The sequence below is a fragment of the Streptococcus sp. CF8_Ac1-9 genome, assembly GCF_024295565.1.
Taxonomy (GTDB): domain Bacteria; phylum Bacillota; class Bacilli; order Lactobacillales; family Streptococcaceae; genus Streptococcus; species Streptococcus parasanguinis_X.
In genome coordinates, this window is sequence record NZ_JANCOY010000001.1 from 171,429 (window position 1) to 198,018 (window position 26,590).

Here is a 26,590-nt window from a genome sequence, read left to right on the forward strand (position 1 = left end):
TTTCAAACTAGCTCTCGGGCTAGTTTTTTGTTATTATGGATAAATGAATATATTTAAACAAATAGCATTCAACATCAAGAAATGGTTTTTCTATCTGGTTCTTGTTTTTTTCACAGGGTTCGCTCTCTTGATTGGTTTTCTCTTTTATTTTACTAATCAAGAAGAAAAAGAAATCCAAGAGCAAATTTCTGGCTTATATCAGGAAGCGGGATTTAAAGGAGACCTACATTTTAAAGCAGCTGAACTCCATGGGATGTCGACCAAATATGCTTATAGCTATCAAGAAAGAGTTGAGGGTAAGACGGTTCAGTTTGATTTTCCTTATGCAAGCCTCCTATCCAAAGAAGAAATTGGGAGAAATTATGACACGGCTGAAGAACTGGCTCAACATTACAACAGTTGGTTAGTAGCCCCGTTTTTTGAAAGAGGCTTTACGGAATCTCAAGGATTTCAACAATTAAAACAAGAGATAAAAGAGCGCTTCCGTCTTCAACGCCTCGAGGTAAGCGAGGTTCGTCTCCAGTTACCAATTCAAAATCCAGACTTCGAAGCCCAACTGGAAAAAGACTTACTGGCTGCTGAAAAAGCTGGAGAGACAGATCTCCGAGGGATTCTGAACTTGGATTATGCTACCTACCGCCAAATTAAGGGTTTTTCCTTTACCATTACAGTGACTTCCCTCTCCAAAGAATTTGAAGGGAAGCACTTGGATGTATCCGGTCTTCCTCCTGGGAACTATGTGATTGAATCGGATTTCAAAAATGAAGAATCTTATTACTTTGAGATCGATTAAAAAATTTTTAATAGTGTCAAGTTTTTTTCTTGACAGGTCTATAAAATGTGTTATAATAGATCATGTGCTAAATAGCTTGTCTATTTCACCGAAAATTAAAATATAGAAAAGAGACTTATAAAAATGGCAGTTAAAATTCGTTTGACTCGTATGGGTTCTAAGAAAAAACCTTACTACCGTATCAACGTAGCAGATTCACGTTCACCACGTGATGGACGTTTCATCGAAACAGTTGGAACTTACAATCCACTTGTTGAAGAAAACCAAGTAACTTTGAAAGAAGACCGCGTTCTTGCATGGTTGGCTGATGGAGCTCAACCTTCAGATACAGTTCGCAACATCCTTTCAAAAGAAGGTGTATTGAAGAAATTCCACGATTCTAAATTCTCAAAATAATCAAAAAGTAGGTTGATGTATGGATACGATTGAAAATCTTATTATTGCAATTGTGAAACCCTTGATTTCGCAACCGGATGCCTTAACCATCAAGATCGAAGATACTCCTGAATTTTTGGAGTACCATCTTGACCTTGATCCTAGCGATGTTGGTCGTGTAATCGGTCGAAAAGGTCGCACCATTTCTGCGATAAGAACGATTGTCTACTCTGTCCCAACTGAAGATAAAAAAGTAAGAATCGTTATTGACGAAAAATAAAAGGCGGGACTCTGTCCCGTTTTTTTTGTTACAAGGAGAAGCTATGAAAGAAGTGACCATTCGGCAATTACAAGCCTATTTAAAAGAACATTACAAAGACAGTCGTACGGAAGAAGGTCTGTTTATCAAGCTCGTCGAAGAGGTTGGGGAAGTTGCCGAGGTCTTAAATGGTCGTTCTGGACGAAAAGAAGGGGTTCAGGACTCAAATGAGGAATTGGCCAAAGAACTGGTTGATATCATTCACTATACGGTCGCTATCGCAGCTATCAATGACATCGATCTCACTAAAACCATCTTTGAAAAGGATAAAACAGCAGCTGTCAAATACCAGCACGAGAAGGATTTGGAGCAGTTTCTAGCAGAAAAGAGTATTTGAGAAAATCCCTTGAACGTGATAAAATAGAGTGAATAAACTACACTGGAGAAATCATGAATTACTTTAATGTTGGGAAAATTGTCAATACCCAAGGCTTACAAGGAGAGATGCGGGTCTTGTCTGTGACAGACTTTGCGGAAGAGCGCTTTAAAAAAGGAGCAGAGTTGGCTCTCTTTGATGAAAAGGATCGTTTTGTCCAAACGGTGACAATTGCTAGTCACCGCAAGCACAAGAACTTTGATATCATCAAGTTTAAGGATATGTACCATATCAATGCTATCGAAAAGTTCAAGGGTTTTAGCCTCAAGGTTGCAGAAGAAGACTTGACGGATTTGGAGGATGGCGAGTTTTATTACCATGAGATCATCGGCCTTGATGTATACGAAAATGACCAACTGATCGGTCAGATCAAGGAGATCCTGCAACCAGGTGCCAATGATGTCTGGGTGGTGAAACGTAAAGGCAAACGAGACCTTCTTTTGCCTTATATCCCACCAGTAGTGCTCAATATCGATATTCCAGGAAATCGGGTGGATGTAGACATCTTAGAAGGGTTAGATGATGAAGATTGATATTTTAACTCTCTTTCCAGAGATGTTTTCACCTTTGGAGCATTCGATTGTCGGAAAGGCGCGTGAAAAGGGACTCCTCGAGATCAACTACCATAATTTTCGTGAAAACGCGGAGAAGGCGCGGCATGTGGACGATGAACCCTATGGTGGGGGGCAAGGGATGCTTTTACGTGCTCAGCCGATTTTCGACGCCTTTGATGCGATTGAGAAAAAGAACCCGCGCGTGATCTTACTGGATCCTGCTGGTCGGACCTTTGATCAAAGTTATGCAGAAGAATTAGCTCAAGAAGATGAATTGATCTTTATCTGCGGTCACTATGAGGGCTACGATGAGCGGATCAAGACCTTGGTAACGGATGAGATTTCACTGGGGGATTATGTCCTGACGGGTGGGGAACTTGCTGCCATGACCATGATTGATGCGACAGTTCGCTTGATTCCAGAAGTGATCGGAAAAGAGTCCAGTCACCAGGATGACAGTTTCTCCTCTGGTCTTCTGGAATATCCTCAATACACACGGCCTTATGAATACAGAGGAATGACAGTTCCTGATGTTCTCATGAGTGGTCATCATGAAAATATCCGTCAGTGGCGCCTCTATCAGAGTTTGAAAAAGACCTTAGAACGTCGGCCAGACTTGCTAGACAACTACGAATTGACAGCAGAAGAAATGAAGATGTTGGAACAAATTAAACAAGAAGACTAATAGCGTCAGCTGTTTCAGATTGAAGACAAAGTCATATTAAAAACTTTCCTTAGGTGTGTACGGACGTCAGCGAACTTCTACGAAGTTCCATGACTAATTATTGAGCCTAAGGTCTCAATAATTCCGAGTGCCTGAAACGTTATTGTTTCAGGCACTTTTCTCACAGCGGAAAGTTTCGGTATTCCTCTGAATCGATATTAAAATTGGAACTCATTTTAATTTTTTTACAGAATCATTTAACTTATTTTACTTTAAAATAGTTTGTCTACATTCTATAACAGCCTTAGCTGTTTTTCTTTTGCCTCAAAATTTTATGAAAAAAACTTTTTAAACCTACTAGTTATTGGTAACAAAATGTGGTATGCTAAGGGGAAGAGAAACTTCAAGAAAATGATTCAGTTTTGGGGGTGAGTTTAATGGGAAAGAAATTAGGAAAATCGGTTTTTACAACAGGAATTGCGGCGACAACGGTACTGTCTGGAATGTTTCATCATAAGGCTAGTGCGGAAGAGGTCAAGCAAAATGAAAATGCAGAAACCAATAGCACTGAGGTGGTTGAGAAGCCTATTACAGTCGATGAGTTGAAGCAAATTACAGCTCAAAAAGGGCAAGTGGTGAAAGATGTCCGCTACCAAGAGCAAAAAGTGATCGATGCTCAAACGGAAGTCAAGGCTGCTGGACAAGAACTGGAAGAAAAGAAAGCAGATGTGACGGATGCTGAAAACCTGATCGCAACAACTTCAAATGCACAAGTTCAGAATGCAGAAAATGACGTTAAGGTGGCGCAAGCCTATGTGACCATCGAAGAAAATAAGGTTCGAGAGGCGGAAGCTGCACATGATCAAGTTGTAGAGGCTGTTCGTCAACAAGAAAATCAGGTCACAGCTCAGGAATCTTTGGTTGACGTAGCACAAAATGAATTAAATCAAGTCAAAGCGCCAATTTCTAATGATGAGAATGTGCTAAACCAGGCCTTGTTGGAGCAAAGCCAAGTCGAGCAAAGTATTCGAGAATCTCAGAGTTATCTCGCGACCTTGCAAGCGAGTCAGCAGAATGGGGCTGACACAGTCGCTCAAATTGAGAGCGATATTCAACTGGCTCAAACGCGTCTGACAGATTTGAAAGCGGTCATCGCAACCAAGGAAGCAGAATTGGCTGCCTTAGAACAAGCAGCGGCTAATAGCCCAGTTCAACTGAGCCAAGCAACCTACGAAGGCTACTTGCAACACTTGGCTGACAATGGCAATGAAGCTGCAGCGAGTGCTTTAGCCCTCTACAAGCGCGGCCGTGAAGAAGACGGCTTGACGGTTGGAGAGTCTGGATCCTTGCAAGCCAATATTCGAGCTCTTGAAATCGCAGATGCCATTAATAGCTATCGTCGCAATGCAGGTTTGCCTGAATTGGAGCTGGATCCTTATTCCCTTCCTGCCAGTCAAGTTCAGTTAGAATACTTCAAAAAGGCTAACTGGCATATGTTTAAGTATTTGCCAAACGAAAATATTGCTTATGGTTTCTCACCTGCTGGTGCAGTAGACTTTTGGTACAATGAAAAAGCGGCTTACCAAGAAGTAGCAGCTCAATACGGTCTACCAACAGACGAAACACAAATCGATGCCAATGACATCTATATGAAGATTGGGGCTGAGGCCTTTGCCAAGGTTGGTCATTACCTCCAAATTGTGGACAACAAAGCAACGGCTTTATCAGTGGCTTATGACCCAAGTAATGCCATGTCAGAAGCAGCTTTCTTACACAGTCCAGTTACCTCAGCAGTGTCAACCAATGCACTTGCTTACCAATTGCGTCAGGGAGCTGGTGCTACAACGACAAGATCAGATGTGAAAGCAAAATCTGATGAAGTCGCTAACCTCAAGCTGGACAAGGCCAATCAAGAGTCCCAAATCATTATCTTGCAAGGCAAATTAGAAGATGCCCGCCATGCCAATTCAAATGTGACAGTAGAGATGGCCAATGTCCAAAAGACCATCCAAAATTACAAGATTCTTCTTGTCAGTAAGGACCATGCGGTTGAAAAGGCGAAGGCGACTCTTGATGTATCTCGAGGTCGGATTGAAGCAGCTATCCAGCCAAAAGAAGCAGCCCTTCAAAAAGCCAAAGATTTGTTAGTGGCTGCGCGTGAGAAATTAGATCGTTTAAAAGCAGAAGAAGCAGAAAAAGCCCAAGTCGTTCAAGAAGCGCATGAGGGCTTGAAGGCAGCGCAAGAACGCTTGGTTGCTGCTGAAAAACGTCTTTCTGACTTTAAAAATGCTCCAGAATTATTGGTCAAAGCCCAATCAGTTTTATCAGCTGCGGTGGCTAATTTAGAAAATAAAAAAGAAAAATTAGAAGCCGAATTCACTACTCTTCAATCTTATCACAGTGTCGTGGAACTGTTGAATTCTCAATATGAAGATCTAGCGTCACGAATGGATCCAGCTATTTTAGAAGCAGCAGATATGCCAATGGATATCCGCTCAAGCAATCCAACCACTTTTTCGGATAGACCAACAGTTCTTCCAACAGGTACCAATAGTCCGCAAGTGCAAGCACCAAAAGCTACTCCAGCTCCAAAACAAGAAGCCAAAGTAGAAGAAATCAAACCTAAAAAAGAAAACAGCCAAGCTGTGGCAAGTGCAGATTCTTCCAAATATGCAGCAGCAACAACAGGTGTAGTCGTTGGACTACTTGCCGGATTGTTTGGTTTCAAGAAAAAGAAACAATCTTCAAATAATGATTAAGACATACTGAGAATAGAGTGGATACTTAGACACTTTATTGCTTAAAATCTTTAAAGGAAATTTATGAGGGTGGGACAAGAACTCTTTTAACAAAATGAGTTCTTTCCTGCTTTTTTTATACACTTTTGAAATTTCTGAAAGAAAGTGACAGAAAATGATAAAAAATTGTTGACATTTTTTGAAGAAAGAGTATAATGGTTTTTGTAATCGATTGCAAAAGGAGGAGTAATGCTCAAGTCTGAACGAAAACAATTTATCCTCGAAAAGGTATTAAAGGAAAAGTTTGTTTCCTTAGAAACCCTTGTGCAAGAGCTGGGAACGTCTGAATCAACCGTTCGTAGAGACTTGGATGAGCTAGAAGCTGAAAGCAAACTCCGCCGGGTTCACGGCGGTGCGGAAAGCCTGCATTTTCTTCAAGAGGAAGAAAGTAATAAAGAAAAATCTATCAAAAACATTCAAGTTAAGTCAAAAATTGCGGTAAAAGCAGCGGAGTTGATCAAAGATCATGATGTGATCTTTATCGATGCTGGGACGACCAATGAACTCTTGGTACAAGAAATTGTCAATCCAACGGTAACTGTGGTGACCAATTCGATTCACCATGCGACCAAGTTGGTCGAGCGAAATGTTCCGACGGTCATCATCGGTGGGAAGGTAAAATCTTCTACAGATGCTAGTATCGGAGGGATCGCGCTCAATCAAATCGGTCAGTTGAATTTTGACAAGGCCTTTCTTGGAATGAATGGAATCGATGATGAATTTTACAGCACTCCAGACCTGGAAGAAGGATCTGTCAAGCGTGCGATTATCGAAAATGCAAAAAAAACCTATATCCTAGCGGATGATTCAAAAATTGGAGTGACATCCTTTGTCAAAGTGGCTCCGATCAAGCGAGCCATGATTATCACCAATCAATGTGAACCGCAACGATTAAAGGTTTTAAAAGAAAAAACGGAGGTTATAGAGGTTTGATTTATACAGTAACACTGAATCCAGCCATTGACTACATTGTCCGTCTCGATCATGTAGAGACCGGGGCGGTCAATCGGATGGCTTCGGAAGATAAATTTGCCGGTGGTAAGGGAATCAATGTCAGTCGTGTCTTGAAGCGTCTTGATATTGAGAACACAGCGACTGGATTTATCGGTGGTTTCACAGGACGCTTCATCGAAGACGTACTGACTAGCGAAGCCATTTCAACCAACTTTGTGACAGTGGATCAGGATACCCGGATCAATGTCAAGATCAAAGCTGATCAAGAAACAGAGATCAACGGGAACGGTCCAGAAGTGACAGAAGCGCAGTTGCAAGAATTACTCAGCATCCTATCAAGCTTAACAGCAGATGATGTGGTGGTCTTTGCAGGGTCTGCCCCATCTTCACTTGGAAATGCTGTTTACAAACAATTGATCGCAGCAAGTCGTGCGACAGGTGCACAAGTCGTTTGCGACTTTGAAGGGCAAACTTTGATTGATTCCTTGGAATTCAATCCCCAATTGGTTAAACCAAACAACCATGAGTTGGGAGATATTTTTGGCGTGACCTTGACGGAATTGCCAGAAATCGAACGCTATGCCAAAGAAATCTTGGCCAAAGGAGCACAAAACGTCATTATTTCCATGGCAGGTGATGGTGCTCTCCTTGTCAGTCCAAGCGGTACTTACTTCGCAAAACCAATCAAAGGGCAAGTGAAGAATTCTGTTGGGGCTGGGGATTCCATGGTAGCAGGCTTCACAGGGAAGCTCGCAACGACGGGAGATGTTATCGAAGCCTTCAAATGGGGCGTGGCTTGTGGCACAGCGACCACCTTCTCAGATGATTTGGCGACAGCGGACTATATTAAAGAAACTTATGAAAAAGTAGAGGTAGAAAAACTATGAAAATTCAAGACGTTTTAAATAAAAACGTGATGTTGTTTGATCTTCAAGCAACAGATAAAGAAGGCGTGATCAATGAGATGATCCAATCGCTCGTTGACAATGGTGTGGTGACAGATTTTGAAACTTTCAAAGCTGGGATTATGAACCGTGAAGCACAAACTTCAACTGGTTTGGGTGACGGAATTGCTATGCCGCACAGCAAAAATGAAGCTGTCAAAGAAGCAACGGTCTTGTTTGCAAAATCAAACAAAGGTGTTGACTACGCCTCACTTGATGGCCAACCGACTGATTTGTTCTTCATGATCGCAGCTCCAGAAGGAGCAAACGATACTCACTTGGCAGCCCTTGCTGAATTGTCTAAGTACTTGATGAAACCAGGCTTTGCAGACAAACTTCGCCAAGCAAGCACACCTGAGCAAGTGATCGCAGCCTTTGATGCGGAAGAGCAAGTAGCTGCAGCAGAAGAAGCGAAAAAAGCAGAAGCAGTCAAAGAAGCAGCTTCATCTGACAAACCACTCATCGTTGCTGTTACAGCATGTACAACTGGTATCGCTCACACTTACATGGCAGAAGAAGCCCTCATCAAAAAAGGGGAAGAAATGGGTGTTACGGTTCGCGTTGAAACCAACGGTGCATCCGGTGTCGGCAACCGCTTGACAGCTGAAGAAATCGCCAAAGCTGAGGGAGTCATCATTGCAGCAGATAAAGCGGTTGAAACAGCTCGTTTCGATGGCAAAAAATTGATTTCTAAACCAGTCGCAGCCGGTATCCGTCAAACAGAAGAATTGATCCAAACCATCTTGGATGGCAAAGCAGATGTCTTCCACGCAGAAAATGCGGCAGAAGCAAGCGCTAGTCAAGAAAAATTGAGCTTAGGTGGAGCCTTCTACAAACACCTGATGAGTGGAGTTTCTCAAATGCTTCCATTCGTTATCGGTGGTGGGATCTTGATCGCCCTTGCCTTCTTGATCGACCAAATCCTTGGGGTGCCTCAAGATCAATTGTCTCAACTTGGTTCATACCATGAATTAGCAGCTCAATTTAAAACAATCGGTGGTGCAGCCTTTGGCTTCATGCTTCCAGTACTTGCAGGTTACATCGGATTCTCCATCGCTGAAAAACCTGGTTTTGTAGCAGGGTTTATCGCTGGATCTATTGCTAGCTCAGGGTCAGCATTTGGAAATATCGCCTACGGTGCTGCTAAAGGTGAATTACCAGCAGCCGTATCATCAGGTTTCCTTGGAGCTTTGGTAGGTGGTTTCCTTGCAGGTGGAATTGTTCTCTTACTTCGCAAAGCCCTTGCAGGTCTTCCACGTTCACTCGATGGTATCCGCTCTATCCTTCTCTTACCATTACTTGGTGTTGGTTTGACAGGATTCTTGATGTTCCTCATCAATATTCCAATGGCTGCTATCAATACTGGTCTTAACAACTTCCTTTCAAGCTTGTCAGGTAGCTCAGCTGTCCTTCTTGGACTTCTCGTCGGCGGTATGATGGCTGTCGATATGGGTGGACCAGTTAACAAAGCCGCTTATGTCTTCGCTACAGGTACACTTGCTGAATCTGTTGCTTCAGGTGGTTCTATTGTTATGGCAGCTGTTATGGCAGCTGGTATGGTTCCTCCATTGGCAGTATTCGTAGCAACTGTATTGTTTAAAGATAAATTCACACAAGAAGAACGCGATTCAGGTTTGACAAACATTGTTATGGGTCTTTCCTTCATCACAGAAGGTGCCATTCCTTTCGGTGCAGCTGACCCAGCTCGTGCCATCCCTAGCTTCATTGCAGGTTCAGCATTGACAGGTGCTCTTGTTGGTCTTGCAGGCTTGAAACTCATGGCTCCTCACGGAGGAATCTTCGTTATCGCCCTTACTTCAAATCCACTTCTTTACATCTTGTTTGTATTGATCGGTGCTATCGTAAGTGGTATTTTGTTCGGATTGCTTCGCAAACCTAAAAACTAAACATACCTAAAAGGTTGGGAACTCCCAACCTTTTTTATTGCTTAAAAACACCAACTAGTGATGAAGTTGCTTATCTCTATAGATTTCGATACAATTATTATAACTTTTCCTTTTCAAGGAGGATGGATCATGAAAAAAGGGAAACTGGTCATTCTTTTAGCTATTGCCTCTGTAATAGCAGGGGGTGTGATCCTTACGAATCAAAAGAATAATATATCTACAAATGGAGCCCAACCAAGCAAGCAACTCAGCACGAAAGAAAAGCAATTGGCTTACTTAAAGAAACACGAAAAAGATATGGCTGATTTTGTAAAATCGTTGAGCCCGAAAGTTGATAGCGTCCAGTTTGATTGGGAGAGTATGGAAGTTGGTCAGGTAGGCAATGGAACACCTCAAGGTGGTGGCTATATGTTAACACTGCGAGGAAAGGTGAATCAGAATGAACAAACGAAATTCATGGTTGGCTTTTCTTTAGATAATGCTACCAGCACACCAAAGGAATTTGGGATTTATGAGATGCAACCCATAAGAATTTATAGGGATGGCGGTTGGTATTATTATGACTAATCGTCATTCAAAAGTCTTTATCTTGTTTTTTAGATCCTTACAAAATAATAATAAGCCAAACAAGCGAAGAATTAAGCAAAACTAGTTATCCTCTGTCCAAAGACTGGCCAAACTTCCCTGGGCTTTTCTTCTTGTACTAGCGAAAAAATCACCTCATTCGGCGTTGGTATCTTGAGCTGAATTATGATATAATAACCCTATCGCATATTTTTAGGAGAATAAAAATGGATATTCAACGTGAAAAAGAATTTGTCAGCCAATACCACTATGACGCTCGTAATTTTGAGTGGGAAAAAGAAAATGGGATCCCTGAAACAAAAGTAGATGTAAACTTTCAATTGATCAATCGTGATCAAGAACAAAACACGACTTCTTTGATTGTCATTTTGAGCTACATGATCGTTTTTGACGGTTTTGTGATCAGCGGAACCATCACTCAAATCAACCACTTGTTTGGTCGTTATGTCAATGAACCAAGTGAATTCAGCAAAGACGAAGTGGAAGAATTGGCTCGCCCTTGCTTGAATATGCTCAACCGTTTGACTTATGAAGTCACAGAAATTGCCCTTGATTTACCGGGTATTAATTTGGAGTTTTAATCAATGAAATTAGCAGTGATCACGGATTCGTCTGCCTATTTAACGCAAGACGTGCTTCATCACGACGACTTATTTATTTTAGAGATCCCGATCTATATCGATGGGGAGTCTTATGTTGAAGGGAAGAACCTGACACACGATGAGTTCTACCAAAAGATGGCTGCGTCTAAGGAATTGCCAAAGACTAGCCAGCCGAGTGTTGCAGAGTTAGAAGAAGTCTTATCTGGTTTGACAGCTAAGGGCTATACGCATGCTATCGGTCTTTTCTTGTCATCAGGTATTTCTGGTTTCTATCAAAATATCCAATATTTGAAGGACGAATTTGAAGGCTTGACCGTCGAATTTCCGGACTCAAAAATTACCAGTGCTCCTCTAGGAATGATGACAGAAGACTGCTTGAAATGGGCTGGTGAAGGCCGTTCCTTCGACGAGATTGTTGCCAATGTCCAACACCAGATTGATGGTACCTCTGCCTATATCATGGTGGATGATTTAAACCACTTGGTCAAAGGTGGTCGTCTGTCAAATGGGGCTGCTATTCTTGGGAACCTCTTAAGCATCAAGCCTATTCTTTATTTTAATGATGAAGGCGTGATTGAGGTCTTTGAGAAAGTCCGGACGGAAAAGAAAGCCATGAAACGCTTGGTAGAGATTGTTGTATCAGATATCGCAGATGGTCATTACCAAGTCTTTGTCATCCATGCCAATGTCCCTGAAAAAGCAGAAGCACTTCGCCAACTGCTCATTGAAGAAGGAGTGGAAGGTGATATTCCTTTTGCTACCTTCGGAGGGGTGATTGGGACGCACTTAGGTGACCATAGCTTAGCAGTCGGGTATATCCCCATCGTTTAAGGAGAATTCTATGTCAATTAAAGTCATTATCGCGGGTTTCAAGGGAAGAATGGGACAAGCAGCCTACAAGATGGTTTCAGAAGATCCTGAGCTAGAATTAGCCGGCTTGATCGATCCATTTACTGATGAGACAGAAGTTGCAGGAGTCCCTGTCTTTAACCGCAAAGAAGATGTCGTAGGTCTTGAGGCAGATGTTTGGGTGGACTTTACCATGCCAAAGGTTGCTTACGAGAATACTCGCTTTGCAATTGAAAATGGCTTTGCTCCTGTTGTAGGGACAACTGGCTTTACACCTGAGCAGATTCAGGAATTGACAGAGCTTTCGCGTGAAAAGGATTTGGGGGGCTTGATTGCTCCGAACTTTGCTATTGGAGCTGTGCTCTTGATGCAATTTGCAGCGCAAGCTGCCAAGTATTTCCCAAATGTGGAAATCATCGAATTGCACCATGATAAGAAGAAAGATGCACCGAGTGGAACAGCGATCAAGACAGCTGAGTTGATCTCGGAGAAGCGCGAGAAAATCCAGCAAGGTGCAGCAGATGAAGAAGAGTTAATGCCTGGAGCAAGAGGGGCAGATTTTGAAGGGATGCGCATCCATTCGGTTCGATTGCCTGGCCTAGTGGCTCACCAAGAGGTGATTTTTGGTAGCCAAGGCGAAGGCTTGACTCTCCGTCATGATTCCTATGATCGTGTTTCCTTCATGACAGGAGTAAATCTAGGGATTAAAGAAGTTGTCAAGCGTCATGAGCTTGTCTATGGTTTGGAACACTTACTATGAGATTAAAAAAGATGCCTTCTGAGTTTCAGGAGGCTTTACCAATATTAGAGAAGATTAAAGCAGCTGGTTTTGAGGCCTATTTTGTGGGAGGATCTGTCCGAGATGCTCTCTTGGATCGTCCGATTCACGATGTCGATATCGCTTCCTCCTCTTATCCAGAGGAAACAAAGGCGATTTTTGACCGAACAGTAGATATCGGTATCGAACACGGGACCGTCTTGGTTCTTGAAAATGGTCAAGAATATGAAATTACGACCTTCCGGACGGAGGATGTCTATGTCGATTATCGCCGTCCAAGCTCTGTGTCTTTTGTCCGCTCACTAGAAGAAGACCTCAAGCGCCGCGATTTCACCGTCAATGCCTTTGCCTTAAATGAAAAGGGAGAGATTGTTGACCTTTTTCAGGGGTTAGAAGACTTGGAAAACAAAGTTCTTCGGGCGGTTGGGCTTCCTGATGAACGCTTTCATGAAGATGCGCTCCGCATCATGCGAGGCTTTCGTTTTCAAGCCAGTCTTGGCTTTGAATTAGAAGACGCAACCTTCGATGCTATGAAGGAGTGTGCTCCCTTACTTGAGAAGATTTCTGTAGAGCGTACCTTCATCGAGTTTGATAAACTCTTGCTTTCCCCATACTGGAGACAAGGCTTGGAGGCTATGCTGGCAAGTGGAGCCTATCACTATCTGCCAGAGATGAAGGATCGCAAAGAAGCAATCGAGCGTTTGTTTGACATAGAGTTGGAGTATACCTTTTCAACTTCTGAGCAAGCCTGGGCTGCTTTGGTCTTAGCACTAGAGATTCAAGATATTCCAAAATTCTTTAAGAAATGGAAGACTTCTAGAGAGTTTGCCAAGACGGTGGAGCAGATCGTGGAAATTCTTAAGCTCCGAGAAAATGGAAGCCTAGACAAGCGTGCTTGCTACAAGTATGAGAAGCGTTTGTTGCTAGTGGCTGAAGAGCTTCGGGAAGCGTATGCCTTGAGTGTGGATTATTTGGCCATCGAGCGCGTTTATGATAGCTTGACCATTCATGATAAACATGAAGTGGTGGTTAATGGTGGTATGCTGATCAAAGAATATGGTTTTCAACCAGGTCCAGCCTTGGGAGAGATTTTGACAAAAATTGAATATGCCATTGTCGATGGGGAGCTGGCCAATGAAAAAGAGGCCATCATTGCCTATATCCAGCAAGCAAAAGAGGAGGAAAAATGAGCGATTTTATTGTCGATAAATTAACCAAATCTGTCGGAGATAAGACCGTCTTTCGTGAGATTTCCTTTATCATTCACGACTTGGATCGGATCGGATTGATCGGGGTCAATGGGACTGGAAAGACCACGCTGTTAGATGTGTTGTCAGGTCGCTCTGGCTTTGATGGAGATGTGAGTCCTTTTTCTGCTAAGAGTGATTATACGATTGGTTATTTGACTCAGGAACCAGACTTTGATGATCAAAAGACGGTTCTGGATACGGTGCTATCTAGTGATTTGCGCGAAATGCAGCTCATTCGTGATTATGAATACTTGATGGCGGATTACCGAGAAGAGAATCAAGCCCGTCTTGAAAAGGTCATGGCGGAGATGGATTCGCTCAATGCTTGGGAAATCGAGAGTCAGGTCAAGACAGTCCTTTCCAAACTTGGGATTGAAGACTTGAATGCCAAAGTTGGGGATCTATCTGGGGGCTTACGTCGTCGGGTGCAACTGGCACAGGTTTTGCTGTCTCACCACGACCTGCTTTTACTAGATGAGCCGACCAACCACCTAGACATTGATACCATCGAATGGTTGACCAATTTCTTAAAGAACTCTAAGAAAACTGTGCTTTTCATTACTCACGATCGCTATTTCTTGGATAATATCTCGACACGGATCTTTGAGTTGGATCGAGCTAGCTTGATCGAGTATCAGGGTAACTACCAGGATTATGTCCGCTTAAAGGCTGAGCAAGATGAGCGTGATGCCGCCCTTCTTCATAAGAAGCAGCAACTCTATAAGCAGGAGTTGACCTGGATGCGTCGTCAACCCCAGGCGCGTGCGACCAAGCAACAGGCGCGGATCAATCGATTCCATGATCTCAAGCAAGACTTGTCTGGTCAAAGCAACCAGACGGATTTGGAGATGAACTTTGAGACTAGCCGAATCGGAAAGAAAGTCATCGAGTTTAAAGATGTGAGTTTTGCTTTTGAAAACAAGCCGATTTTACAGGACTTTAACCTCTTGGTGCAAAACAAGGACCGCATCGGGATCGTCGGGGATAATGGCGTCGGAAAATCAACCCTGCTCAATTTGATCGCTGAGCGACTCCAGCCTCAGTCAGGGCAAGTCATTATCGGGGAAACCGTGCGGGTGGCTTATTTCTCTCAACAGATCGATGGTTTGGATGAGAGCAAGCGCGTGATTAATTTCCTCCAGGAAGTTGCTGAGGAAGTGAAGACAACCGTTGGAACGACATCGATTGCAGATCTCTTGGAGCAATTTCTTTTCCCACGTTCCATGCACGGAACCTTGATCGAAAAACTCTCCGGTGGGGAGAAGAAGCGCCTCTTTCTTTTAAAACTCTTGATTGAAAAACCCAATGTGCTTCTCCTCGATGAGCCAACCAATGATTTGGATATCGCCACCTTGACGGTTTTGGAAAACTTCCTTCAAAACTTTGGAGGTCCCGTTATTACCGTTAGCCACGACCGCTATTTCTTGGACAAGGTCGCAAGTAAGATCCTGGCTTTTGAAAATGGGGGCATTCGGGAGTTCTTTGGCAATTATACGGATTACCTGGATGAAGAAGCTTTTGAAGCAGCTCAAGTAACGGCCAGTCACAAGGTTGAAAAAGAGAAACCTGTCAAGCCAAAAGAAGAGAAGAAGCGCATGAGCTATATGGAAAAGCAAGAGTGGGCGAGTATTGAAGCAGATATCGAAGCCATTGAAAATCGGATCGCAGAGATTGAAGTGGAGATGAATGAAAACGGCTCTGACTTTGGCAAATTGTCAGCCCTTCAAAAGGAATTGGATCAGGAAAATGAGCGATTGCTTGAAAAGTACGATCGCTATGAATACCTGAGCGAATTAGATGAATAAGGAGGCCCTATGAATCAATTGAACCGGATATCCCTTGGGATTTCAGCCACTATTTTTACCATTATCGGTATCGTCTTGTTTATCAATCCGATTGAGCACATCGGCTCATTTAGCTGGTTGATTTCTTGTGGCTTCTTTTTAATTTCCCTTTCGCGTTTTTCACGCTATTACCGATTGCGCCAGGCTGGTATCATTCAGCAGCAACAGCTCTTTCACAGTATGGTCGCTTTGGTTTTTGCGGTCTACTTACTGCTCTATGGCTACAAGACCTTGCCGATTGTCTTTCCAGTCACTTTAGGAATTTGGCTCATCTACCGTTCGATTTTGAACTTCCGAAAAGCCAATTTCTACTCGAGGAAGGTTGAGGAACTGTCCAAGCGTTATATTTTCTTTGCCTTGCTACAGCTCTTCATCGGTTTATTCTTAATTGTTAGTCCGCTTTCGATTAGCGTCTTTCTATTAAATATTATTGGCTTGATTTTCCTCATTCTAGGATTTCAATCCTTTAGTCTCTTGTTAAAAAGTTAAGAAAAGTTACGTGCAAACCTTTGCGTTTGATAAAAAGTCTGATATAATAGATCTGTAAGTGTTTACAAGTTTGAAAGGAGTTACAGATGTCTAAAAAAATTATTGGGATTGACCTTGGGGGAACTTCAATTAAGTTTGCTATCCTCACTTTGGATGGAGAAGTTCAAGAAAAATGGTCTATTAAAACAAATATCTTGGATGAAGGTAGCCATATCGTAGATGATATGATCGAATCCATCGCGCATCGTTTGAAGATGCTTGAGCTTGATGCTTCTGAGTTCCAAGGAATTGGAATGGGTTCACCTGGTGTCGTTGACCGTGAAAAAGGTACAGTAATCGGGGCCTACAACTTGAATTGGAAGACCCTCCAACCAGTTAAAGAGAAGATCGAAAGTGCCCTTCATATTCCATTCTTCATTGATAACGATGCCAACGTTGCTGCTTTGGGTGAACGTTGGAAAGGGGCTGGTGAAAACCAACCAGATGTTGTCTTCATGACACTTGGTACAGGTGTTGGCGGTGGTATCGTCGCTGAAGGTCGTCTCTTGCACGGTGTGCGTGGAGCTGCTGGGGAACTTGGTCACATCACGGTTGACTTTGATGATCCAATCCAATGTACCTGTGGTAAAAAAGGCTGTCTTGAAACGGTTGCATCAGCAACAGGGATCGTCAACTTGACTCGTCGTTATGCAGATGAGTACGAAGGGGACTCTCAATTGAAAGTCTTGATCGACAATGGTGAAGAAGTGACAGCTAAAACGGTCTTTGATCTAGCAAAAGAGGGTGACGCTCTTGCTTTGATCGTTTATAAGAACTTCTCACGTTACCTTGGACTTGCTGCAGCCAATATTGGTTCAACCTTGAACCCGTCTAAGATCGTTATCGGTGGTGGGGTATCTGCTGCTGGAGACTTCCTCTTGGATGGTGTGCGCAAGGTCTTTGAAGAAAACTCATTCCCACAAGTACGTGAATCTACTCAATTGGCGCTTGCTACTTTGGGAAATGATGCGGGTGTCATCGGTGCCGCATCTCTAGTATTACAATAAGATTAAAAGGAGATTTGCCTCTCCTTTTTTCTTTATCCTGTGATATAATGAAAGCAATAGTAGATTAAAGGAGGAGATATGACAAAAGCAGATACCATTTTTAAAGAGTATATTCGGAAAATCATGGAAGAAGGTGTTTGGTCTGAACAGGCCCGACCTAAATACAAGGATGGTAGAACGGCCAACTCCAAATACATCACGGGTGCCTTTATGGAGTTTGATCTTGCAAAAGGCGAGTTTCCCATTACGACCCTTCGTCCCATCGCCATTAAATCAGCTATCAAAGAGATGCTCTGGATTTACCAAGACCAGTCCAATCGTTTAGATGTCTTAGAAGAAAAGTACAATGTCCATTATTGGAACGACTGGGAAGTGGGGGATAGTCAGACTATCGGTCAGCGCTATGGTGCGGTGGTCAAAAAGCATGACATTACCAATAAAATTCTCAAGCAATTAGAAGCCAATCCTTGGAATCGCCGCAATATTATCTCGCTTTGGGATTATGATGCCTTTGAAGAGACAGAAGGTCTTCTGCCATGTGCTTTTCAAACCATGTTTGACGTGCGTCGCGTGGATGGAGAAATCTATCTAGATGCGACCTTAACCCAGCGTTCTAATGATATGTTGGTGGCCCACCATATCAACGCCATGCAGTATGTAGCGCTACAGATGATGATTGCCAAGCACTTTGGCTGGAAGGTCGGAAAGTTCTTTTACTTCATTAATAATCTTCACATTTATGATAATCAATTTGAACAGGCTGAAGAGTTACTCCGTCGGGAGCCTTCAGATTGTCGGCCACACTTGGTTTTGAATGTACCAGATGGAACCAATTTCTTTGACATCAAACCAGAAGATTTTGAACTGGTCGATTATGATCCAGTGAAGCCACAATTGAAGTTCGATCTTGCCATTTAGTAATAAATCAAGGTTTTTTGATACCTTGATCAATTGGTAAAATCCTTTTAGAATTAAAACAATTTTAGCTAAAAATTTTTACTCATTTTTGAGTCAATATGTTTTGAAAATCGTTCGGTTTTTGTTAAAATAGATAAGGTTTGTAAAAACTAAACAATTTTAAAAAGAATGTTAATTTATAGATAAAAATGGAGGTCCATTAGATGGGGAAAGACTTATTTAATGATCGTATTAGCAGATTCTCAATTCGTAAATTGAATGTGGGTGTTTGCTCTGTACTATTGGGAACACTTGTCATGGTTGGGACAGCCGCAAGTGCAGCCGCAGAAGAAAAGACAGATACGACAAGTGAAAGTGTAGCAGCAGTTGCAACAGCGTCAGAGGCGCCTGCAACTTCAACAGCTACTTCAGCAGCATCAACTGCTGAAACTACTAGTACAGCAGCTACAACTTATGAAGCAAGCCCAGCTGTTACTGCAGCATCAACTTCAACAGCACCTGCTTCAACTAGTGAAGCAAGTACCACAAGTACAGCAGCTTCAGCAACATCAACTGCTGCAGCTACATCAACCGCTGCAACACCAAAATTAGAAGCAACTACGCCAGCAAACAAGGTGCCAGAAGCAGCTACAACAGCTAAGAAAAAAGAAGTAGCTGCAGGTGTCGAAGCTCCAGCTACTGAATCTACTGCTGTGACAGCAGAAACTTCTGGTCCTAAACGTCGTACTCGTCGTGCAATCGGTGATCCTAATGATGAAAGCTTGATTGGGGATGATGTTGAAGACGCAACTTCAACTCCAAAGGTAGAAAAACCTGGCTTTACAACAGATCTTGATGCCAAATCTATGACTAGCCAGATTACATGGTTGGACTTTGGAGATGTAGCCAACTGGACAGGAGCAAAAACAGTCATTGTTCCTAAAAATGACCAATTTCCTGATAAAGATTTAGAAGAAAGATTAGCTCTTCAAGTTGGCGCTACCTATACCAAGGAAATCATGCCTGGCTATGTAGTCACTGTAAAAGTTAAATCTTTGAAACCTTTCCAAGCGACTGAAATCTATAAAAAACGGATGGAAGAGCAAGGGGCTACAGAAGCTGAAAAAGCAACATATGATCCAAATGCGAAAAATGGCTATGTAAAGGGTGTTACTTCAACAGGGGCTCGAAACGCTTTTAACAATGGCGAAGAAGCCGACGTTGTCGCTGATGCTCAAAATAATTGGACTGAAATTAAACATGAAAATGTTGATACGAAAGCCAAGAAGACTACCATGGGTTCAGCTATGAATGGTGGAAATATTGGAGTTCAGTTTGAAATCTCTGCAACCTTCCGTGGAAAGAAAGTTAAGCCAGCTATTGTTATGGCTGATGGTGAGTCTGCTAACCCTGGTGAATTTGTTATGTTCACTACCAATGGAGAAGGCTGGAAGCACATTGGGGAATGGAAGAAAACTACTAGACCAGCCACTTCTGTTCCTTATGAACCACAAGATACAGAGAATCTTTTTGGTTCTAAATCTAAATATAATAACATTAACCTAAGACAACTTCGTGATAATTCTCCTGTAGCTGGACCAGATAAGAAACCAGTAGCATGGAAGTACTTTGGAAATCCTGACAAAGTTACGGCTGGTCTTGGGACTGGTGTCTTTGGACCAAACATTTCTGCAGGTAATAGTGCAGTTCCACTCGTAATGACACGTGGAGCATCTGAAGTGGGACTTTATATCGCTTCAGCTGGTAAACAGTCTGCCATGCTAGGATTCTTCCCACTTGATGAAGGGGATGCTCCTGAGTCATATGGTAAGGCAGTCCATACCATTGCAACTGTTGACGGTGTTACTGGAGGTAAAGTAAATCAACCGTATCTTGGTAGCGTAAGCCCAGATATGGATGAGAATACAACTCTTGACTGGTTCGGTGATGATAAGGCAACTACGGCCGATGAAGGAATTAACCAATTGCTTCCGGATAACCTCAAAGGGACAACCAATGAGATGATCAAGATGGACCGTACACGCCCAGGAAACTACAAGCTGTCAGTTCAAGCCCATTTGGATGGAGCTTCAGAAGCACATATCTATGGCTGGGTAGACTTTAACCAAAATGGTAAATTCGATGAGGATGAACGCTCAAATCTCGCTACAATCACACAAGATGGCACTGTTGAGTTGACCTTTGCAAACAGCAAGACTTACGTCGACCCAAGCGTTAAAGAGTTAGGTGCTCGTGTTCGTATCGCTAAGAAAGCGAACGAGATTGAAAACCCAACGGGTATGGCTTTCTCAGGGGAAGTGGAAGACTTCAAGACTCAAATCACCCACCCACCAAAAGGGGAATTTAAGGAAACTTCTGGTCCTCAAGCTACTAAACAAACAGCAACAGTAACCTTTACAGCTCGTGGTGAACACAAATTTGAACGTAATTCTACTGCTGTTATTGATGAAACTGTAGAACCATACATCGTTGACAAAGATGGCAACCGTGCAACGCTTGATGCAGATGGTTACTATGTCGTACCAGGTCAAGGGAAGTACAAGATTACTGCTAAAGGTAAAGATGTAGACGTTGAATTTATCCCTGAAGATAACTTCCTAGGAACAGCTGATGGTATTTCTATCCGTCGTTCAGATAATAATGGCTACGATACTGGTTGGTCAACCAAATTCCCAGACCAAGAACCAAACATTAATGGTCAGTTGAATACTATGGATGGTCAATACGTTCCAACAGTCACTCCAATTGAAATTGAAGGGGTTGACAAAACTTCGACTGATGTTCAAGGGGCAACTCAAAAAGAAACACCTACCTTTAATACAACTGCTACTAACTTAAATGGTGATAAGATTGCGATCACTCCAAGTGCAGAATACCCGGCTAAGTTGGTAGATCCAGCTACAGGTCGCACGATTGATGAGCCATCTGTAACAGTTGAAGGGGAAGGAACATACACCATTAATCCTTCAACTGGAGAAGTAACCTTCACTCCAGAACCAAGCTTTACTGGTACAGCTAAAGGTGTGGAAGTTACATTGTCAGCGCCAGTTGGACGTAATAAAGACGGTAAGGTTCAAAAGGAGTACGTTAAGACAGCTACAGCTAAGTACACACCAACTGTCACACCAATCACAGTGACTCCTACAGACAAGGTTTCTGAGGATATCCAAAACGTTCCACAAACTCAAACTCCTACATTTGAATTAAGCAACGACAAGACTGCGAAAATCACAAGCAAGAAATTGGTAGATCCAGCAACTGGTCAACCTACTGATGAAACTACTGTGACAGTAGAAGGTGAAGGAACATACTCAATTGATCCTACTACAGGAGCAGTGACTTTCACTCCTGAGAAAGACTTTGTCGGAACTGCTAAAGGTGTTAAAGTCCAAGCAACTGCTACTATTACAAATGCTAATGGTAAGACTGCAACCATTACTTCAGATGCGACCTACACACCAACTGTTGTGCCAGCAGTTCCAACTGCAAATCCTGCAACTTCTAAAGATGTTCAAGGTGCAACACAAACAGGGACACCAACCTTTGCAGGAACTACTGTCCAAGTAAACGGTGAAGATAAAGCTATTACCATTAAAGACAATAGCTACACATTGCTAGATAAAGATGGTAACGAAGTTTCAACGACACCAGCTTATGCGGCAGACGGTACAACTGTGATCGGTAACTTCACAATTGACCCAGCAACTGGTCAAGTAACCTTCACACCGACTGATAAATCATACACTGGTGCAGTCACACCAGCCAAGGTTCAAGCTGAAAGCTCAAACGGTATCAAGGTGGATACAACTTACACACCAGAAATCGTTCCAGTAACCCCAACAGCAACACCAACTGAAACAAAAGATATCCAAGGTGCTACTCAAACAGGTAAACCTGAATTCAAGGGTGGAACTGTAACGGTTGATGGCGTTGAGAAGACTGTTGAAATCAATGAAGATGTTGCAGCGACATTTGACGATGGCTCAACAACTAAGACTGTAGACGGTGTTGGTACTTACACAGTAGCAGCAGACGGTACTGTTACATTTGTACCAGAAAAATCATTCGTCGGAACTGCACCAGCCGTGACCGTTGTTCGCGAAGATAAGAACGGAACCAAAGCTTCTGCAACCTACACACCAACAGTATTACCAGTAACTCCAACAGCAACACCAGCTGAAACAACAGATATCCAAGGTGCTACTCAAACAGGTAAACCTGAATTCAAGGGTGGAACTGTAACGGTTGATGGCGTTGAGAAGACTGTTGAAATCAATGAAGATGTTCCAGCAACATTTGACGATGGCTCAACGACTAAGACTGTAGACGGTGTTGGTACCTACACAGTAGCAGCAGACGGTACTGTTACATTTGTACCAGAAAAATCATTCGTCGGAACTGCACCAGCCGTGACCGTTGTCCGCGAAGATAAGAACGGAACCAAAGCTTCTGCAACTTATACACCAACTGTGACTGCAGTAACACCAACTGCGAAACCAGTTGAAACTACAGATATCCAAGGTGCTACACAAACTGGTAAACCTGTATTTACTGAAGGCGATAGCCGTGTGCCAATGAACGATGATGTTCCAGCAACATTTGACGATGGTTCAACGACTAAGACAGTAGATGGCGTTGGTACTTACACAGTAGCAGCAGACGGAACTGTAACCTTTGTCCCTGAAAAATCATTCACAGGTAAAGCGCCAGCCGTAACGGTTGTTCGTGAAGATAAGAACGGAACTAAAGCCTCTGCGACTTATACACCAACTGTGACTCCAGTCACACCGACAGCTACACCAGTTGAAACAACAGGTAAGCAAGGTCAAACCCAAACAGGTAAGCCTGTATTTACTGAAGGCAACAGCCGTGTGCCAATGAACGATGATGTTCCAGCAACCTTCGATGATGGTTCAACAACTAAGACAGTTGATGGCGTTGGTACTTACACAGTAGCAGCAGACGGAACTGTAACCTTTGTTCCTGAAAAATCATTCACAGGTAAAGCACCAGCCGTAACAGTTGTTCGTGAAGATAAGAACGGAACTAAAGCTTCTGCAACTTACACACCAACTGTAACTCCAGTAACTCCAACTGCAACACCAGCTGAATCTACTGGACCTCAAGGTCTTGTTCAAACTGGCACTGTAACCTTCACTGAAGGTGATGAAGTAGCTCCAATTAACAAGGATTCGATTACTCTTCTTGATGAAAATGGTCAACCAGCAGCATCAGTAGAAGCGAAATCACCAGCAGGTAATGTGATCGGTACATACACAGTTGATAAAGATACAGGTGTAGTTACTTTCACACCAACAGATAAATCTTATTCAGGGGATGTTGTCCCAGTTAGGGTTCAAGCAGCTGATGCAAATGGAACTACAGTTGAAACAACTTATACACCGAAGATTACTCCGGTTGTTCCAACTTCTGAAGATGCTACATCGACAGATATTCAAGGTCAAACACAATCTGGTAAACCAACCTTCACGGAAGGCAATCCAAATGTTCCAATCGATGAAGATACTCCAGCTACCTTCGAAGATGGCTCAACCACTAAGACAGTAGATGGTGAAGGAACATATACTGTTGCTCCAGATGGAACCGTAACCTTCGTACCAGAAAAATCATTCACTGGAACTGCTACAGGCGTAACAGTGAAACGCGTGGACAAGAACGGTACTGAAATCACAGCTAAGTACACACCAACTGTGACACCAGTAACACCAACAGCAACACCAGCTGAATCAACAGATATCCAAGGTGCAACTCAAACTGGTAAACCTAAATTCACCGAAGGTGACAGCCGTGTACCTATGAACGATGATGTTCCAGCAACCTTCGATGATGGATCAACTACGAAGACTGTAGATGGTGTTGGTACATACACAGTAGCAGCAGACGGTACAGTAACCTTTGTACCAGAAAAATCATTCGTTGGAACTGCACCAGCCGTAACAGTGGTTCGTGAAGATAAGAACGGAACAAAAGCTTCTGCGACTTATACACCAACCGTAACACCAGTTACACCAACTGCAGAAGATACAACATCTACTGACAAACAAGGTCAAACGCAAACAGGTACACCAACCTTCACACCAGGTAATCCAAATGTTCCAATGGATGATGATACACCTGCAACATTTGAAGATGGCTCAACAACCAAGACAATTCCAGGTGAAGGAACTTACACAGTTGCTCCAGACGGAACCGTAACATTTGTTCCAGAAAAATCATTCACAGGAGAAGGTACAGGCGTAACGGTGAAACGTGTCGATAAGAACGGTACTCCAGTTACTGCTAAGTACACACCAACTGTAACACCAGTAACTCCAACAGCAAGTCCAGCTGAATCAGAAGCACCTCAAGGTGTGGTTCAAACTGGAACTGTAACCTTCACTGAAGGTGACCCAGTTGCACCAATCGATAAGGATACCATTACTCTTCTTGATGAAAATGGTCAACCAGCAGAATCTGTAGTTGCTAAATCACCAGAAGGTAAAGAAATTGGTACCTTCACCGTTGATAAAGAAACAGGTGTTGTGACCTTCACACCAACGGATAAATCTTACTCAGGTGATGTTGTTCCAGTTAAGGTTCAAGGTAAAGATACAAACGGAACTGTTGCTGAGACAACTTACACACCGAAGATCACTCCAGTTGTACCAACTGCTGATCCTGCAACATCGACAGATATCCAAGGTAAAACACAAACAGGTACACCAAGCTTCACACCTGGTAACCCTGCAATCCCAATGGATGATGATGTACCAGCTACCTTTGAAGATGGTTCAACAACAAAAGTTATTCCAGGAGAAGGAACTTACACAGTTGCTCCGGACGGAACCGTAACCTTCGTACCAGAAAAATCATTCACAGGAACAGGTACAGGCGTAACAGTGAAACGTGTTGATAAGAACGGTACTCCAGTTACTGCAACCTACACACCAACAGTTACACCAGTAACTCCAACAGCTGAGCCAGCAACATCTACAGACATCCAAGGTGCAACACAAACTGGTAAACCTGTATTTACTGAAGGCGACAGCCGTGTACCAATGAACGACGATGTTCCAGCTACATTTGACGATGGTTCAACTACGAAGACAGTTGAAGGTGTTGGTACTTACACAGTAGCCCCAGACGGAACAGTGACATTTGTACCAGAGAAATCATTTGTTGGAACTGCACCAGCAGTGACAGTGGTTCGTGAAGATAAGAACGGAACAAAAGCTTCCGCAACTTATACACCAACAGTAACTCCTGTGACTCCAACAGCTGATCCTGCAACATCTACAGATATCCAAGGTCAAACCCAAACAGGTACACCAAGCTTCACACCTGGTAACCCTGCAATCCCAATGGATGATGATGTACCAGCAACCTTTGAAGATGGTTCAACAACTAAAGTTATTCCAGGAGAAGGAACTTACACCGTTGCTCCAGACGGAACCGTAACCTTCGTACCAGAAAAATCATTCACAGGAACAGGTACAGGCGTAACCGTGAAACGTGTTGATAAGAACGGTACTCCAGTTACTGCAACTTACACACCAACTGTAACACCAGTTACACCAACAGCAGAACCAGTTACTTCAATTGGTAAGAAGGGTCAAACCCAAACAGGCAAACCAACCTTCACAGAAGGTGATAGCCGTGTACCAATGAATGACAAAGTTCCTGCAACCTTCGATGATGGTTCAACTACGAAGATAATTCCAGGTGTTGGTACTTACACAGTAGCAGCAGACGGAACTGTAACCTTCACTCCAGAACCTGAATTTACTGGAACTGCACCAGCAGTAACAGTGGTTCGTGAAGATGTGAATGGAACCAAAGCTTCTGCAACTTACACACCAACTGTCCTTCCAATCACTAAGTTTGTTGATAAAGAAGGTAAGGAAATCCCAGGATATCCTACAGTTGATGGAGAAGAACCAAAAGCTGAAATTCCAGGTTACCGCTTTGTGGAAACGAAGAAATTGCCTAATGGTGATACAGAACACGTCTATGAAAAAGTTACGACTTCATATGTAGACGAAAATGGGGACCCAATCCCAGGTAACCCAACAGAAGATGGGGAACAACCGAAGAAGGATATCCCAGGTTATGACTTCGTGAAGACTGTTGTAGATAAAGATGGAAACACTCAACATATCTACAAGAAGACTGTGACACCAACTCCAATGCCGGATCCAACTCCGACACCAGAGCCACAGCCACAGCCTACTCCACAACCACAACCTCAACCAACACCAGAACCACAACCTACTCCACAACCAAAACCAGAAGAACCAACGATTCCTGTCGTTCCAGAAACGAAAGAAGAAGTGAAGTATATCGATCCACAAAATCCTACTGCACAACTTCCAAACACAGGAACAAAAGAATCTTCTACTGCTGGTCTTGCAATCTTTAGTGCTTTAGCAGGTCTGTCATTATTCGGATTTGCAAAACGCAAAAAAGAAGACTAAGCTAACTTGTGGCTAAGAAAAACCGCGAAAATCTCGCGGTTTTTTTCTGTTTGTATTTAAAAAAATATCCT

At 42.9% G+C, this 26,590-nt stretch carries 20 protein-coding genes; all 20 read left to right on the forward strand.

The window, feature by feature from the left end; genetic code table 11:
* Positions 1-43 precede the first annotated feature (43 nt).
* Positions 44-793, forward strand: a complete 750-nt coding sequence (locus NML76_RS00885) for a hypothetical protein (RefSeq protein ID WP_254732463.1) — start codon at positions 44-46, stop codon at positions 791-793.
* 123 nt (positions 794-916) lie between these two features.
* The gene (gene rpsP / locus NML76_RS00890; protein ID WP_006596292.1) at positions 917-1,189 is read left to right on the forward strand and encodes a 30S ribosomal protein S16; all 273 of its coding nucleotides are present in this window, start codon (positions 917-919) and stop codon (positions 1,187-1,189) included.
* 19 nt (positions 1,190-1,208) lie between these two features.
* Positions 1,209-1,448 carry an RNA-binding protein KphA gene (kphA, locus tag NML76_RS00895; RefSeq protein WP_003001620.1) on the forward strand — a complete coding sequence of 80 codons (240 nt, stop codon included), beginning with the start codon at positions 1,209-1,211 and terminating at the stop codon, positions 1,446-1,448.
* Positions 1,449-1,491: 43 nt separating this feature from the next.
* Positions 1,492-1,824, forward strand: a complete 333-nt coding sequence (locus NML76_RS00900) for a MazG nucleotide pyrophosphohydrolase domain-containing protein (RefSeq protein WP_254732464.1) — start codon at positions 1,492-1,494, stop codon at positions 1,822-1,824.
* A gap of 53 nt (positions 1,825-1,877) precedes the next feature.
* The gene (rimM, locus tag NML76_RS00905; protein ID WP_014713408.1) at positions 1,878-2,396 is read left to right on the forward strand and encodes a ribosome maturation factor RimM; all 519 of its coding nucleotides are present in this window, start codon (positions 1,878-1,880) and stop codon (positions 2,394-2,396) included.
* Positions 2,386-3,102 carry a tRNA (guanosine(37)-N1)-methyltransferase TrmD gene (gene trmD / locus NML76_RS00910; RefSeq protein ID WP_254732700.1) on the forward strand — a complete coding sequence of 239 codons (717 nt, stop codon included), beginning with the start codon at positions 2,386-2,388 and terminating at the stop codon, positions 3,100-3,102. Before rimM ends, trmD begins: the two co-directional genes overlap by 11 nt.
* Before the next feature lie 416 nt (positions 3,103-3,518).
* Entirely contained in the window at positions 3,519-5,840 is a 2,322-nt protein-coding gene (locus NML76_RS00915; protein ID WP_254732465.1) for a CAP domain-containing protein, read from the forward strand.
* 228 nt (positions 5,841-6,068) lie between these two features.
* On the forward strand, positions 6,069-6,812 hold the full coding sequence (locus NML76_RS00920) for a DeoR/GlpR family DNA-binding transcription regulator (protein ID WP_003001800.1): 744 nt from the start codon (positions 6,069-6,071) through the stop codon (positions 6,810-6,812).
* The gene (gene pfkB / locus NML76_RS00925; RefSeq protein WP_251458312.1) at positions 6,809-7,720 is read left to right on the forward strand and encodes a 1-phosphofructokinase; all 912 of its coding nucleotides are present in this window, start codon (positions 6,809-6,811) and stop codon (positions 7,718-7,720) included. The genes NML76_RS00920 and pfkB overlap by 4 nt, the downstream gene beginning before the upstream one ends.
* Positions 7,717-9,684: a fructose-specific PTS transporter subunit EIIC gene (locus NML76_RS00930; RefSeq protein WP_251458315.1), complete on the forward strand. Its 1,968-nt coding sequence runs from the start codon at positions 7,717-7,719 to the stop codon at positions 9,682-9,684. The genes pfkB and NML76_RS00930 overlap by 4 nt, the downstream gene beginning before the upstream one ends.
* Before the next feature lie 129 nt (positions 9,685-9,813).
* Entirely contained in the window at positions 9,814-10,251 is a 438-nt protein-coding gene (locus NML76_RS00935; protein WP_254732466.1) for a hypothetical protein, read from the forward strand.
* Between the two features lie 224 nt (positions 10,252-10,475).
* Complete coding sequence (locus NML76_RS00940; protein ID WP_003001888.1) at positions 10,476-10,850, forward strand: DUF1149 family protein; 375 nt, start codon at positions 10,476-10,478, stop codon at positions 10,848-10,850.
* A 3-nt stretch (positions 10,851-10,853) separates the two neighbouring features.
* Positions 10,854-11,702: a DegV family protein gene (locus tag NML76_RS00945; protein WP_118397743.1), complete on the forward strand. Its 849-nt coding sequence runs from the start codon at positions 10,854-10,856 to the stop codon at positions 11,700-11,702.
* Between the two features lie 10 nt (positions 11,703-11,712).
* On the forward strand, positions 11,713-12,480 hold the full coding sequence (gene dapB / locus NML76_RS00950) for a 4-hydroxy-tetrahydrodipicolinate reductase (protein WP_214259414.1): 768 nt from the start codon (positions 11,713-11,715) through the stop codon (positions 12,478-12,480).
* Entirely contained in the window at positions 12,477-13,688 is a 1,212-nt protein-coding gene (locus NML76_RS00955) for a CCA tRNA nucleotidyltransferase (protein ID WP_254732467.1), read from the forward strand. The genes dapB and NML76_RS00955 overlap by 4 nt, the downstream gene beginning before the upstream one ends.
* Complete coding sequence (locus NML76_RS00960) at positions 13,685-15,553, forward strand: ABC-F family ATP-binding cassette domain-containing protein (RefSeq protein ID WP_195189984.1); 1,869 nt, start codon at positions 13,685-13,687, stop codon at positions 15,551-15,553. Before NML76_RS00955 ends, NML76_RS00960 begins: the two co-directional genes overlap by 4 nt.
* A 9-nt stretch (positions 15,554-15,562) precedes the next feature.
* Positions 15,563-16,081 (forward strand): hypothetical protein, encoded by a 519-nt coding sequence (locus NML76_RS00965; RefSeq protein WP_024055631.1) that lies wholly within the window; start codon positions 15,563-15,565, stop codon positions 16,079-16,081.
* Positions 16,082-16,167: 86 nt separating this feature from the next.
* On the forward strand, positions 16,168-17,127 hold the full coding sequence (locus tag NML76_RS00970; RefSeq protein ID WP_021153285.1) for an ROK family glucokinase: 960 nt from the start codon (positions 16,168-16,170) through the stop codon (positions 17,125-17,127).
* Between the two features lie 78 nt (positions 17,128-17,205).
* Positions 17,206-18,045, forward strand: a complete 840-nt coding sequence (locus NML76_RS00975) for a thymidylate synthase (protein ID WP_195189985.1) — start codon at positions 17,206-17,208, stop codon at positions 18,043-18,045.
* 203 nt (positions 18,046-18,248) lie between these two features.
* Positions 18,249-26,519: a CshA/CshB family fibrillar adhesin-related protein gene (locus NML76_RS00980; protein ID WP_254732468.1), complete on the forward strand. Its 8,271-nt coding sequence runs from the start codon at positions 18,249-18,251 to the stop codon at positions 26,517-26,519.
* Positions 26,520-26,590: the final 71 nt, after the last annotated feature.

Excerpts from the sequence above, each read along its gene's own strand:
- NML76_RS00885 (WP_254732463.1), top strand. The coding sequence starts at position 44 with ATGAATATATTTAAACAAATAGCATTCAACATCAAGAAATGGTTTTTC.
- rpsP (WP_006596292.1), top strand. The coding sequence starts at position 917 with ATGGCAGTTAAAATTCGTTTGACTCGTATGGGTTCTAAGAAAAAACCT.
- kphA (WP_003001620.1), top strand. The coding sequence starts at position 1,209 with ATGGATACGATTGAAAATCTTATTATTGCAATTGTGAAACCCTTGATT.
- NML76_RS00900 (WP_254732464.1), top strand. The coding sequence starts at position 1,492 with ATGAAAGAAGTGACCATTCGGCAATTACAAGCCTATTTAAAAGAACAT.
- rimM (WP_014713408.1), top strand. The coding sequence starts at position 1,878 with ATGAATTACTTTAATGTTGGGAAAATTGTCAATACCCAAGGCTTACAA.
- trmD (WP_254732700.1), top strand. The coding sequence starts at position 2,386 with ATGAAGATTGATATTTTAACTCTCTTTCCAGAGATGTTTTCACCTTTG.
- NML76_RS00915 (WP_254732465.1), top strand. The coding sequence starts at position 3,519 with ATGGGAAAGAAATTAGGAAAATCGGTTTTTACAACAGGAATTGCGGCG.
- NML76_RS00920 (WP_003001800.1), top strand. The coding sequence starts at position 6,069 with ATGCTCAAGTCTGAACGAAAACAATTTATCCTCGAAAAGGTATTAAAG.
- NML76_RS00930 (WP_251458315.1), top strand. The coding sequence starts at position 7,717 with ATGAAAATTCAAGACGTTTTAAATAAAAACGTGATGTTGTTTGATCTT.
- NML76_RS00935 (WP_254732466.1), top strand. The coding sequence starts at position 9,814 with ATGAAAAAAGGGAAACTGGTCATTCTTTTAGCTATTGCCTCTGTAATA.
- NML76_RS00940 (WP_003001888.1), top strand. The coding sequence starts at position 10,476 with ATGGATATTCAACGTGAAAAAGAATTTGTCAGCCAATACCACTATGAC.
- NML76_RS00945 (WP_118397743.1), top strand. The coding sequence starts at position 10,854 with ATGAAATTAGCAGTGATCACGGATTCGTCTGCCTATTTAACGCAAGAC.
- dapB (WP_214259414.1), top strand. The coding sequence starts at position 11,713 with ATGTCAATTAAAGTCATTATCGCGGGTTTCAAGGGAAGAATGGGACAA.
- NML76_RS00955 (WP_254732467.1), top strand. The coding sequence starts at position 12,477 with ATGAGATTAAAAAAGATGCCTTCTGAGTTTCAGGAGGCTTTACCAATA.
- NML76_RS00960 (WP_195189984.1), top strand. The coding sequence starts at position 13,685 with ATGAGCGATTTTATTGTCGATAAATTAACCAAATCTGTCGGAGATAAG.
- NML76_RS00965 (WP_024055631.1), top strand. The coding sequence starts at position 15,563 with ATGAATCAATTGAACCGGATATCCCTTGGGATTTCAGCCACTATTTTT.
- NML76_RS00970 (WP_021153285.1), top strand. The coding sequence starts at position 16,168 with ATGTCTAAAAAAATTATTGGGATTGACCTTGGGGGAACTTCAATTAAG.
- NML76_RS00975 (WP_195189985.1), top strand. The coding sequence starts at position 17,206 with ATGACAAAAGCAGATACCATTTTTAAAGAGTATATTCGGAAAATCATG.
- NML76_RS00980 (WP_254732468.1), top strand. The coding sequence starts at position 18,249 with ATGGGGAAAGACTTATTTAATGATCGTATTAGCAGATTCTCAATTCGT.